The 12,747-nt window shown below is 32.9% G+C and carries 14 protein-coding genes; all 14 read left to right on the forward strand.

What is annotated here, in order from left to right; genetic code table 11:
* Positions 1-34 precede the first annotated feature (34 nt).
* The 14 genes from JM81_RS09115 to JM81_RS09180 all read left to right on the forward strand — a co-directional run bounded on the left by JM81_RS09115 (position 35) and on the right by JM81_RS09180 (position 12,707).
* Entirely contained in the window at positions 35-535 is a 501-nt protein-coding gene (locus tag JM81_RS09115) for a GNAT family N-acetyltransferase (protein WP_144802536.1), read from the forward strand.
* Positions 536-836: 301 nt separating this feature from the next.
* On the forward strand, positions 837-1,679 hold the full coding sequence (locus JM81_RS09120) for a hypothetical protein (protein WP_144802538.1): 843 nt from the start codon (positions 837-839) through the stop codon (positions 1,677-1,679).
* A 521-nt stretch (positions 1,680-2,200) separates the two neighbouring features.
* A complete protein-coding gene (locus JM81_RS09125; RefSeq protein ID WP_144802541.1) occupies positions 2,201-3,118 on the forward strand; it encodes an alpha/beta hydrolase in 918 nt (305 codons plus the stop codon).
* A 234-nt stretch (positions 3,119-3,352) separates the two neighbouring features.
* Positions 3,353-3,943 carry a hypothetical protein gene (locus JM81_RS09130; protein WP_144802488.1) on the forward strand — a complete coding sequence of 197 codons (591 nt, stop codon included), beginning with the start codon at positions 3,353-3,355 and terminating at the stop codon, positions 3,941-3,943.
* A gap of 504 nt (positions 3,944-4,447) precedes the next feature.
* The gene (locus JM81_RS09135) at positions 4,448-4,783 is read left to right on the forward strand and encodes an elongation factor Tu (RefSeq protein ID WP_144802544.1); all 336 of its coding nucleotides are present in this window, start codon (positions 4,448-4,450) and stop codon (positions 4,781-4,783) included.
* Between the two features lie 183 nt (positions 4,784-4,966).
* Positions 4,967-5,803 (forward strand): LytR/AlgR family response regulator transcription factor, encoded by an 837-nt coding sequence (locus JM81_RS09140; RefSeq protein WP_144802547.1) that lies wholly within the window; start codon positions 4,967-4,969, stop codon positions 5,801-5,803.
* 120 nt (positions 5,804-5,923) lie between these two features.
* On the forward strand, positions 5,924-6,586 hold the full coding sequence (locus JM81_RS09145) for a CPBP family intramembrane glutamic endopeptidase (protein WP_186435554.1): 663 nt from the start codon (positions 5,924-5,926) through the stop codon (positions 6,584-6,586).
* A gap of 382 nt (positions 6,587-6,968) precedes the next feature.
* Positions 6,969-7,520 carry an AAA family ATPase gene (locus tag JM81_RS09150; RefSeq protein WP_144802491.1) on the forward strand — a complete coding sequence of 184 codons (552 nt, stop codon included), beginning with the start codon at positions 6,969-6,971 and terminating at the stop codon, positions 7,518-7,520.
* A 217-nt stretch (positions 7,521-7,737) separates the two neighbouring features.
* On the forward strand, positions 7,738-8,304 hold the full coding sequence (locus JM81_RS09155; protein ID WP_186435555.1) for a Crp/Fnr family transcriptional regulator: 567 nt from the start codon (positions 7,738-7,740) through the stop codon (positions 8,302-8,304).
* Positions 8,305-8,387: 83 nt separating this feature from the next.
* Positions 8,388-9,305 (forward strand): SDR family NAD(P)-dependent oxidoreductase, encoded by a 918-nt coding sequence (locus JM81_RS09160; RefSeq protein WP_144802552.1) that lies wholly within the window; start codon positions 8,388-8,390, stop codon positions 9,303-9,305.
* Positions 9,306-9,740: 435 nt separating this feature from the next.
* On the forward strand, positions 9,741-10,052 hold the full coding sequence (locus JM81_RS09165) for a hypothetical protein (RefSeq protein ID WP_144802555.1): 312 nt from the start codon (positions 9,741-9,743) through the stop codon (positions 10,050-10,052).
* 141 nt (positions 10,053-10,193) lie between these two features.
* Positions 10,194-11,192 (forward strand): AraC family transcriptional regulator, encoded by a 999-nt coding sequence (locus JM81_RS09170; protein WP_144802558.1) that lies wholly within the window; start codon positions 10,194-10,196, stop codon positions 11,190-11,192.
* Positions 11,193-11,290: 98 nt separating this feature from the next.
* Positions 11,291-11,791 carry a hypothetical protein gene (locus tag JM81_RS09175; RefSeq protein WP_222430299.1) on the forward strand — a complete coding sequence of 167 codons (501 nt, stop codon included), beginning with the start codon at positions 11,291-11,293 and terminating at the stop codon, positions 11,789-11,791.
* A gap of 301 nt (positions 11,792-12,092) precedes the next feature.
* Positions 12,093-12,707, forward strand: coding sequence for a hypothetical protein (locus JM81_RS09180; protein WP_144802560.1), 615 nt, complete (start codon positions 12,093-12,095; stop codon positions 12,705-12,707).
* Positions 12,708-12,747 lie beyond the last annotated feature (40 nt).

The raw sequence follows: 12,747 nt of genomic DNA on the forward strand, positions 1-12,747 counted from the left end.
AAGCATTTTGAATATTAAGTATAAAGTATAGAACATGATTACCAAAAGTGATGTAAAAAAAGATTTAAACTCTATTTATGAGATAATTAATGATGCCTCAATTGCCTATAAGGGAATTATACCAGCCGATAGATGGAAAGAACCATACATGCCAATAGAAGAATTGACTACTCAAATAAACGAAGGAGTTGAATTTTGGAACTACGAAGAAAATAACAAAATTCTAGGCGTAATGGGAATTCAATTCAAAAACGATGCAACGTTAATCAGACATGCTTATGTTAGAACTGCTGCTAGGCAGAAAGGTATTGGAGGAAAACTATTAGCACAATTAACTGATATGGCGGAAACACCCATTTTAATTGGAACTTGGCGAGATGCTTCGTGGGCGATAAGCTTTTATAAAAAACACGGGTTCCGACAGTTATCAGATGATGAAAAAAATAAGTTACTGAAGATTTATTGGTCAATCCCTGAAAGGCAAGTCGAGACTTCAATAGTTCTGGCTAGCGAGGACTGGAAATCGGACTTTTGAGCTAGACTACTTATGGAGTTAGAACTCTAATGAATTTAAAAAATAAGCCAGAAATTGGCATCATCGGACGGAAACAACAAACGCTAACACGGTGTATAAAACATAGCTAAAAAGTGCTAAACCGAAAGATTTATGCTTATTTACAAAGACCGCCAAATTTTTAAATTTGGCTTTTAGAATATAAAATTTAAAACAAAACATAAAAATTCGGCTATGTGTTAATCCGAAAAGTTAGTGTCTTTTTACACGCTACTTTTCATACACAAACCGTTGGCAAACATTTAAAAAATCATCAGTAAAATTGGAAAAAACTTATTTCTTAAAATCTGCTTACACCGAATTTACTAATGAAAGTATCGATTCTATAATTAACTATTTAAAAGAAGTTGGAGGTAAATCTTTGACTTCAAAATGCAAAAGACAAAATGCATTTAAAGTATCATGGACAGATAAAGAAAATAAACTATTGGCAAGGTGTCATGTTCAAAATGCTGCGGAATATTTATCATGTATTCGGAATAATATTACGAAATCTCAATTAAGAATAGTTGTCGCTGATATAGCAGACTATGTTCAATTCTTGGACTCAAAAGAAGACACTTCATTTATTATATTAAGTACAAATACACAACCTTCGGCTATACAATTTGACAGTGCAAGTCGATTATTTTACACTCACCAAATTAGAGAACAAAATAAAAATAATTACTCTACAGATTTATTAACTCTGTATGCAATAAGGCTGTCACTAGAAAGCAGGGTACGTGGACTTTTGGGTATAGATTATGCAACAAGTAAAAGGGGAAATATCGGATTGTCTACTTTGATAAAAATTTCGAAAAATCTTAAAACGGTTAGGTACTCTAGTGACACAGATTGGACTGAAATAGAATGGGTTAATATTTGGCTAAATCATCATATGCATAGACATTTAAGACCTTACCCATGGATTATACATCAATCTCTTGAAGTTCTAAAACCGTTTGTCGACCCAAAAAAGACCACTAGTCGTTCTTTTTATAGTGCGACTTATGTCAAAGATGAAAGCACATTGGAAAAAGAGATTACGGAAAATTTAAAAGAATTATTTCCGGAAGTAAAAATAAAGTGGCTGAATAAAAGAGAAATCGTAAAGGAAAAATAAAAACGATTTGCCAACAATACCTATAGCAAATAGGGCATAAAGTGTTAAATTTAATGGCTTGGGTTTATTTACTAAGTCCGCCAAATCTTTTGGATTTGGCAATTAAAAGAAGAAAGATAATTACAAAACAAAAAGCTCTGGCTCGTAGACCAAACCGAAACGAAAAGTTTCCTTGCCTGCCCTACTTGCCATAGCCTAGACGATGATGTTGCATTCTCCTACGTCGACCCTATGTGCTACATCTCGTACCTCGATTCCCGCACAAAGGGAAATGCAACATCATCGCAGCGCTATGACAGATTACATAAATCCGTAGGATAAGAGGTTATTTATAAAATACGACGCTTAACGGAAGAAAACAACCCAACATATCAAGTCACTATATGTAATCTGGACCGGGTCATTTTATTCCCAATACAATCGAAAACCGAAAAAGGTTTTCATTATATTTCCATAAAATAACCCGGACTACACATAGCGCTGCGTTAGCTGTAATTACTAAAATAAACTAATCATAAATAATGAATAAATTTTCATCAATACTCATCATTGTTATAATAGCAATGTCTTGTAGTAACGGAAACCAAAAAAATAAGGCAATAGGTGATAAAATAAATAGTAATAATGAAGTGATTTCTGATAACGAAATAAAGAAATTAACATCATTTGAAATAAAAGGTACAGAAGTTCATCAAATTCAATCAACAATAAATCAAAAACATTATGAATTATACGTTAAGCTACCTAAATCGTATGTATCAAGTTCAGATAAAAAATATCCAATATTGGTACTTACAGATTCAGATTACGCTTTTCCATTAGTTACTAGTATAAGCAGACGGGTTAAAACAGAAGAATTCATAATAGTTGGAATATCCTATTCCAAAGGAGATTCGCCTGGAGTTAGTAGGACTAGAGATTATATGCCAACAAATTCCCCTAATGAAGAGAGAGGTCATTCTAAAGAATCTAGATTAGCTTCAGGAAAAGCAGATGATTTTATTGCATTTATCAAGAAAGATGTATTCTCATTTTTAGAAAATACGTACAGGACAAATATGTCGAAAAAAGTGTTTTCTGGACATTCTTTTGGCGGGTTACTTGCAAGTTATATTTTGGTAACAACCCCTAACTTATTTGAGTATTACTTAATCGGAAGCCCTTCATTTTGGTATGATAATTACTGTATAAATAACTTTGAAGAAAAGTATTCAAAAGCCAATACTAACTTGAGAGCAAATGTTTTTTTTAGCATTGGAGGAAAAGAGAAAAATAACAATTCAGATATGGTGTCTGAAATGTTGACTTTTGAACAAAGGTTACTATCAAGGAACTACTCAGATTTAAAAATAAAATCATCAATAATCCCAGATGAAGACCACCTTACTGTTTATCCAAGTTTTATAACAAAAGGAATTTTATTTGCATTTGAAAAATAAAAAACAACAGCTAACAAGGGCTATAATTAATACGGGTTTTGGTGCTTAACCCAAATTTTGGGCATATTTATAAAGTCCACCAAATCTTTTGATTTGGCTTTACAGAGAAAAAGATAAAACAAAATAAAAAGTTTTGGCTAAGTGCTTAATCGGAAATTCAGTAATTTAAATTCCCGTACTAATCATAGCCTGAACGTTGTAATCAATAGCTCAAAAAAAAAGACAAACATCTAAATGAAGAAAATAGTAGTCGGCATTTTTACCGTGTTTCTTTTGTCAAGTTGTTTATGGGACGAAGAAACACAAACCAAACACTTGACTAAGGATTTCAATTTAGGTTGGTGGTCAGAGCCCAGATATAGAGCTCTTTTTAAAAATCCGGATAGTACTAAATATGGAGGTGCTGTTCTAATACCTGAAACGGTTTTTGCCGTAGGTTTTAATGACAATATAATTATTGCAAAACAACATCCAAATAAGCAAGAAGAAATTTCGGCTCGACTTTTTAATAGAGATAGTACTGGATATTATCGTTTGAGTAATCCCGCAGACACCGTGTACATTTGGAGTGGCGATAGTATTTTTAGAAAAAATGGACATTGGTACCACATAAGTAACGGCTGGAATCCACCAGACAGTTTGTTCCCATATAAGAAAAAAACAAACTATTATATTATCGATATTAGCGATAGTAAAAAAAACACGTGGAATAGTAAAGAGAGAGTATATAAATACACCACTGAATCGGACTTTAAAGAAGGTAGAAAAAATCTTGGTGTACCAGATGAATTGAAATTTAATTTTCTAGATAGAGAATTGGAATAAAAATAAATACTCTAGATGGACCTTACTCTGACGTAACCGTTGCGCAGATGGACTTCACTCGGATGGAATAAAAACCAGAACGCAAAGATTCGTGCTTACTCAAAAGTGTCGCTACTGATTACAACAAAACCTAAACGTAATGCGGACTTTAAGGCAAAACCACAAGGTCTGTGTATATTTATATAGTCGCTAAATCTTATGGATTTAGCTTTGAACAAGAAAAAATAAAACTAAACCAAAAGCTTTAGCTTCGTGCGCAGACGGAAACGAAAAGTTTCCTTACTACCGCACTACGCTTAGCCGAGACGTTATGTGCAAGCTAAAAAATGACAAAAAGAAAGAAATACTCCCTTCCCTACTTTATTATTATCGGATGGAAAATTACATTTGTCGCAGGATGCGGGTTTCTTCTTTACAGTTTATTTAATGGTATCGTAGGAGGAGCTATATATTGTTCAATTTTTCTTCTTTTCAATTTTTGGACAATTAACAGATACTCACGGAATGAAAAAAAAGATTGACTTCATTGCTGAATTAACCTATTTGACCAAAGAGCAAGGTGGTCGGAATTCACCCGTGGTGTCAGGATATCGTCCTCAAGTAAAATTTGGCTTTGAAAAAAGACAAACCTCTGGACATCAAAACTTCATTGGTACCGAAAAAGTTTATCCGGGTGAAACTGCATTAGCAGAAATAACTGTCATTTCTCCAGAGTTTTTCGAAAATCGACTTGAAATCGGAATGGAATTTGATTTCAGAGAAGGCCACATTGTTGTCGGAAAAGGAATAGTTAAGGAGATAATAAATAAAACACCAAAAAAGAAAAAAACCAGCACATAACAATACCTATAATCCATTGCGGTGGATTTTCCATATGGAAAATCCTTAATTTTATACAATGGCTTGGATCTAGGCGGACGATTTCCGTTGGAAATGTCCGCAACGAGATCATAGCCCAACCGTTAGCTGCAATGGTAAAAAACCATCGTTCTTCTAGATTAACTCAAAAAAATCTTCTAATTAATGAGTGCTACAAAACCAACCAAAACTGCGTTAAAAATAGTATCGCTAAAGTTTGACCATAGTTCTCTATGGAGTTGGTTTCAGAAATTAATTGTCTTTATAATTTTCTCTTTAGTCGTAAATCATTTATCAACTCCGGAGAGTTTCCCAGATGGTAAATCGTATAGATTCCCTGTAGAAGGTTTTCTATCCACCATTGTTTTGTGTATTCTTATTGGAATCATAGCAGAGCTTAATTTTAAATATTACAAGAAAAAGTATTTCTCTAAAAAAGTAGAAATCACTTCTATCTCATGGTATATGGTCTCTACTCTTGGCTATATTACCATCATGTATATTCCATTAGGTATTGTCTTAAATAAAATTGCGGGTGGAGAAACTGAATTCTACTACTTATTAATTGGACTGCTTGTTACCTTGTTGTTAAGTTTCATTCTCATAGGGTTAGCATATTCCCTAGATATCTATAATTTATACAAGCTATCTATAAAAGATAATGAAATTACTATTGAAAGCGGTGCGAAAATAACTAAGCTTACTTACGAAAATATTGCGTGTTTCTATAGCGAAAACAAAATTGTCTATACCGTTCAAAATAATGGCGCCTCAATCACCACCGATTTTACATTGAATGAACTCGAAGAAAAAATAAACGACCAATTGTTTTTTAGAGTTAATCGTAAAATTATCATTCATAAAGATGCGGTAGATCAAATTGAAAAGATTGAAAATGGCAAGTTGCGGATTACGTTAAAAACTTCTATTGAAAATGATGCGATTACCGAAATCAACATCAGTCGATATAAGCGAAAAGAATTTATGAATTGGTTTCAATAAATTAAAAGCTATCGACCATCCAGTTATCAATTTACTACCATTCAGTAAAAACTTTAATATTTAAAGGGGTTTTTGGGCATTCAGTTCATTTCTTCGTCTCAGAATTTAAAATCAAAAAAGATGAAAAAAATGACCTTACGACAAATAGTAATTCCATTAGTGACCCTTGCCATTATCTGTTTCATGTACTTTGGGCCAATCACAAGAACACCTTTTGAAAATATAATTATCTCTATTATTATCATTATTGCTAATTATATAGAATTCAAAGGGAAACCATTTTCAGCTCTTGGGTTTAAACGAGCAAAATTCAATGCGAAAAATCTCCTTGTACATGCTCCGTTAGTCGCTCTGGGATTCTTTATTTTTTATGTCTTTGTTGTGGTACCTGGAATCCAGATGTTAACAGGAGTTCCTATTGACTATTCAAGCATGAGTCAATTGGAAGGAAACCTTGAGACCACCCTCGTCTGGTTATTGATAGTTTGGGCTACTGCGGGATTTGGAGAAGAAATCATTTTTCGAGGTTATCTTATGCGACAGTTCGTCAAATTCTTTGGAGACAGTAAAATCAGCCTTGCTATTAATATTCTAATAATTTGTGGTTTTTTCGGATATATGCACATGCAGCAAGGAATCACAGGGCAACTTGTTGTAGTAATTATCGGAGCACTCTTATCTATAATTTTCTACATACGCAAATACGATTTGTGGTTTATGATTATGATACATGGCTTTTTTAACACACTAGGTATATTGAGTTTTTACTTTGGTTTGGTATAACTAAACCAAGCGATAACTTTGAACAGATAGATTTTTTACTTGTTTGCATAAATGGATTTAACTCTCGCGCAATCGTTTCGTAAATGGACTTGTTACGGAATTAGCTCGCAAAAAAACTCAATGCTTCGTAATTACTCGGACGAAACCACAGCAGCTAACAAAACCTATAAACAATACGGGCTTAGGTTTTAAACGAAAGGTTTGCGTATTTTTATGAGGTCGCAAAATCTTTGGGATTTCGCTTTGACAAAAAAAAGAAAAAATAAAACCAAAAGATTTCGCTTTGTGTGTGGCGAAAAGCAAACGCTAGTTTGCTCCCGTAATGTTCATAGCTAAACCGTTGTAACACATTTTAACCAACCCGAGAAAACAGTAATTAACAATGAAGATTTTAATATTTGGCGCTTCTGGTTCTGGAACCACGACTTTAGCAAATGAAATTAAAAAAAGAACTGATTTTAAGCACTTGGACGTTGATGATTATTACTGGAAAAAAACCAATCCACCTTACCAAATAAAAATACCTTTAAATAAACGAAATGAAAATCTCAAAATTGACTTTAAAAAATTTGAGAATGTTGTTGTAAGCGGTTCAATGGTAAGTTGGGGAAAAGAATGGGAAACAGCATTTGATTTGGCTATTTTCATACGATTGGAAAATACTGAAAGAATGGAACGATTGAAAAAACGTGAAAATCAACGTTATGGAGAAAAACTTCTGAACGACAAAAAAATCCGAAAAAACTCAAATGAATTTTTGGAATGGGCAAACCAATATGAAAATCCAAATTTTAAAGGTCGTTCTTTAAAAATTCATAACAATTGGATGGAAATGCTGGATTGTAAAGTTTTAAGGTTAAATGGAGCAACTGAATTGAGTAAGAAAGCGGAAATAGTACTAAACGAAATAAAAACGTGTTACAACAATGTATAACCGCAATTACGGCGGATTCGACTACGTCCGAATCCACTCGGAATTGCTAAGGTCTGTGCCAAACCGAAAATTAACGCATATAAACCCGTAACTGACGGTTATACTCACCGTTACCTGCAACCAGAAACCCCGTCCAAATGGAGCAACACCAAAATCAATTAACCCTTTTTGCCATTTGACAAATTCCGAATAATATGCAATGACAATCTTTGTGACTATGGACAAATTAATAAACTATCTGTTGGAATTTGGGCAGCTAAATCAACAGCAAATTGACTTGATAAAGAGAAAAGCACAGGTATTGGAGTTGAAAAAATGCGATTACTTTTCCGAAGCAGGAAAAATACCAAAACAAGTAGCTTTTATTGAAGAAGGTGTTTTACGGGTATGTTACTATAACAGCGAAGGTGATGAAATCACCAAATACTTTGTTGATGAAAACAATTTTGCTGTGGACATAAACAGCTTCAATCAAAAAATCCCCTCTTCGGAATATGTACAGGCTGTTACAGAATGTACCCTGCTTGTATTTTCTACAGAATCACTCAACGATTTGTCAGCCACAATCATTCAGTGGGACGGCATTATCAATAAAATAACAGAAAAAGCATTGGTTGAAAAGGTAAATAAACTAAGTCCAATGTTAGCCGAAAATGCCACTACAAGGTATCTAAATTTTTTAGAAAAGTTTCCGAATTTAGCCAACAGAATTCCCCTTTCCTATCTCGCTTCTTATTTAGGAATCACGCAATCATCATTAAGCAGAATTCGAAAAAGCATCTGAATTCATTATTTGCCAAATGGCAAAATTTTTTGCTATTGAAGTGCTGAACTTTGCTTCATCATTTAAATAAAAAGCAAAAAAATATGGATTCAATAATAGTAACCGGAGCAACCAGTGGAATTGGTTTTGAGTGTGCCTTACAAATGGCTCAAATTGCCAAGAATGAACAAATTATTATTCCTGCCAGAAATATTAAAGCAGGAGAAGAAGTAATAGAAAAAATAAAAACCAAAACGGGTCACAAAAACCTAAAATGCTTGGAATTAGATTTAGCTTCTTTAGAATCTATAGGAAAGTTTTCTGAATCATTTGCCAAAGAAAAAAATAATTCCATTTCTATCTTGATAAATAATGCAGGAGTACAGAATATTGGCGAAACACAATTTACGGCAGATGGATTTGAACAAACGTTTGGTGTAAATCATCTTGGTTCGTTTGCCTTGACTATGCAATTGCTACCCTTTGTGAAAAATAACGGACACATAACATTCACATCTAGCGAAACTCACGACCCAGCACTCAAAACACCAATAGAACCACCTATTTACACAAGTGTTCAAGAGCTTGCTTTCCCAAAAAAAACTTCAGAAAAACCTAACATAGTTGGACAAAGAAGGTATTCTACATCAAAATTGTGTAACATAATGACCACTTATGAATTACAAGAGCGACTAAAAAAAACAAACATTAGGGTAAATGCCTATGACCCAGGAATGACACCAGGAACAGGACTTGCCAAAACTTATTCACCTGTTATGCGATTTTTATGGAAAAACGTATTCCCTGTTTTGACCCTATTAAAAAGCAACATACATACACCAGCACAAGCTGGAAAAAACTTGGCAAATCTTGCATATTCTGAAAAATACGGAGACTTAAAAGGAATTTATTTCTCGGATGGAAAAGTGGTTAAAACTTCAGTTGATTCTTACAACAAAGTTTTTCAAAAAAGCCTGTGGAATGGTAGCCTCGAACTGACAAAAACCACATTTATAAAATAAAATAAAGAAACTTTCAAAAAAATGGCAGCAGGTAACAATGTATAAAAAATAACAGCGGCTATGGTGCTTAAACAATGTGCTTTTTATATTCACAATCGTTCATACACCAAAAGGCATGCATTTTAATCCGGTACTATTCTAACACCAACCTTTGGCATTCATTAAAAAAACCGTTCATCCTTAATAAACTACATTTCAGTTTTAAAAAATATTTGATTCTTAAAAATAATTGGACTTTTGAATTTAAAATAGTTAACGTAACCAATAGATGGAAAATTTAGTTGGCGATTCTACAGGATTAATTCATTTAATTTCATCTTGCAGTGCTCTTTTATTCGGAACTCTTGTTTTAATGCTAAAAAAAGGAACAAAACTGCACGTGAAAATGGGGTACCTATATTTAATTAGTATGGGGTTCTGATTTTAACCGCCCTCATGATTTATAGATTATTCAATGCATGGGGGATTTTTCATTATGCGACTCTTTTCAGTTTATTGACAATATTACTTGGTATGATTCCTATTTGGACCAAAAAGCCAACAAACACATGGAAATTTCGGCATTTTTCATTTATGTATTGGTCTGTAATTGGGCTTTATTCAGCATTTGGTGCTGAAATTTTAACAAGAATTCCTAAAGCTTCTTTTTTTGGAATGGTAGGTCTAGCTACTGTATTAATATTACTTGTTGGGGCAATTCTTTTTAGAAAAAATAAAACGAAATGGATAAAAGTATTTGGTCCCTAAAACATAACGGAATGCCAACACCGGGAATAATTAATTGCTTTCGCAGGTAATTGTTTATTAAATTGGTTGCTGAAACATATAACGACATCATACACAAACCGTTGTAACATATTTAATAATTAGCTTTTATTCCTAAGATTAATGCTTACAAATAATATCATACTTATTCTTGCTTCATTAGGTTTGTTTCAAGGTATTTTTCTTTCTATTTATCTTTTTACACATAAAACCGGGAATAAAAAACTGAATGTATATTTGAGCCTTATTTTATTAGGTTTAACCATAAGAATTGGGAAAACAATACTTAGCTATTATATGCCATTGGAAGCTTGGCAGATGAACATTGGTATTTCAGGTATTTTTATTGTAGGACCTTTTCTGTGGTTATACGGCATTACGTTATTAAAAGAAAATAAAACTTTAAGACATAGTTTTTATCTTCATTTATTGCCATTCATACTTTTTATTTCATTTGTAACAATTATACCTAGTAAAGGTGATTTCGATACATTTTGGAACTACGGGTTGGTAGTTTTACATCTAGCTATTTACCTAGTTATCTCTTGGGTTACTTTATTAAAAAACGGTTCAAAAATTACTTTAAAAAAGTCGAAATGGTATAGAAGTATATTAATTGGCGTAACATCGGTATGGGTATACTACCTAGGTAATTTTCTAAATTATGAGCTTCATTATATCTGGGGACCTATATTTTATTCGTTCCTAATTTATGCCTTTACCTATCTTATTTTGAACCGTAATAATTTTGGTTTAGAGAAGTATGATAGTTCAACCCTAGATAGAAATAATTCTGAAATTTTATTTGAAAAAATTAAGAATCTTATTGAAAAGGAAAATCTTTTTTTACAACCAACAATTAGCTTAAAAACCGTTTCAGATAAATTATCAAAAAACTCCAGAGAGGTTTCTCAATCTATAAACGAAAATGCTCAACAAAATTTCAGGGAATTTATAAATCACTACAGAATCGAGAAAGCCAAATCACTTTTAAATAATTTAGAAAACAAAGAAAGAAAAATGGCTGTTGTTGCTTATGATTCCGGATTCGGAACTGTTACTGCATTTAATGTAGCTTTTAAGAAAATTACCGGAATAACTCCATCTGCATATAGAGGATAACATGTTTTAAATTTAGCTTTTCATCTTAAGAAACATGTTTCTTAAAGCGTTTTAAGCTTAAAGTACTGATTTTAGCATATATAATTAAAATCAAAATCATGAATAGAAAAACATTTATTAAGAATTCATTAGGAGGAATTGTTTTAGCAGGCGTTGCGCCAACCTTTACATTTGCTCAAGACGCTCAAGAACCCGAACCTTTAGATATAAAATTGGTTAAAGAATTTGTAGTTGCCGGACATAAAAATTTGCCTTTGGTTAAGGAAATGCTAGATGAATATCCAAACTTAATATATGCTAGTTATGACTGGGGTAATTCAGATTATGAAGAGGCAATTGAAGGAGCCGCGCATCTAGGAAATAAGGAAATTGCCAATTACCTTATTTCTAAAGGAGCTAGAGTCAATTTATTTACACTTACCATGTTAGGGAAAATTGAGTTAGTAAAAGCTACATTGGAGGTATACCCTGAATTATTATTTGCTAAAGGTCCACATGGTTTTACGTTACTTCATCATGCCAATATTGGAGATGCTAAAGAATTAAGTGATTACTTAAAAGAAAAAGGCCTAAAAGAAACTCATGTAAGCATCAAATAAGCAAGTAATACTGAAAAAATATGGTACAACAACAACACCTATAAATAATATTGGTTAAAATTTAAATGTCAAGGTTTGTGTATTTTTATGATATTGCTAATCCCGATAGGTATCGGGAATAGATTTAGATTTGGACAAATATAAATAAAACTAAACCTGCCTGTCGGTAGGCAGGCAATAAGCTTTAGCTTCGTGCGCAGACAGAAACCGGCCAACGCGCCAACTGGACCACTGCTTTTGCAGATTTCGTACCACAAGCACGGCGCTTAGCTAAAACGTTATATAAAATTACGGCACGTCTATGCAAAATCTTAATGGAACTTGGATGATGATTAAAACAGGGATTGATAATTCCCCACCTGAGTTTATAGAATTTAATGACGACCAAATCATCCATTTTGAACTTGAATTGAAAAGTGGAACTGAATTATCTAAAGTCCGAACTGAATGGAGCGAGAAACTTTTCGAATCAAAATATGAATTCGTAAATGACAACCGCATAAGAATATTTAGAATGGGAAATACCCTAAAAATTTTTAGTGAAGAAGAATCCATTTCTGAAGAAACAGAATTTGCAACGGATTACGAAAGAATAGAACCTACCAAAACAAATTTGACGAATATTGAAATTCAAAAATTGGAATTTAAAGCGGATTGGAATGGAGAGATAATTCCAATAGTTTTCAATACCGATTTAGACAGTCCATTTATTCAGAAAATCAATAAAAAACTAAAAATAGAAGGCCAAAAACTATTGCTGGAAAATCTGCAAGGAACATATTTTGCATCAATATACAATCAAGGAGAAAGAAGAACGCTTATTGGTATTAAGGAAATTGACAAGGAGAAAGCAGTTCTTTTCGGATTTCCTAAGGAACCTTTTAGGGTGATTGCAAACTCAATAGATATTCACTAAAGACAACAAAGCTTTTAGAAGATACTAGGCTTTGGGGTTT

Origin of the sequence: Maribacter sp. MAR_2009_72 (genome assembly GCF_007827235.1) — a bacterium.
Taxonomy (GTDB): Bacteria; Bacteroidota; Bacteroidia; order Flavobacteriales; family Flavobacteriaceae; genus Maribacter; species Maribacter sedimenticola.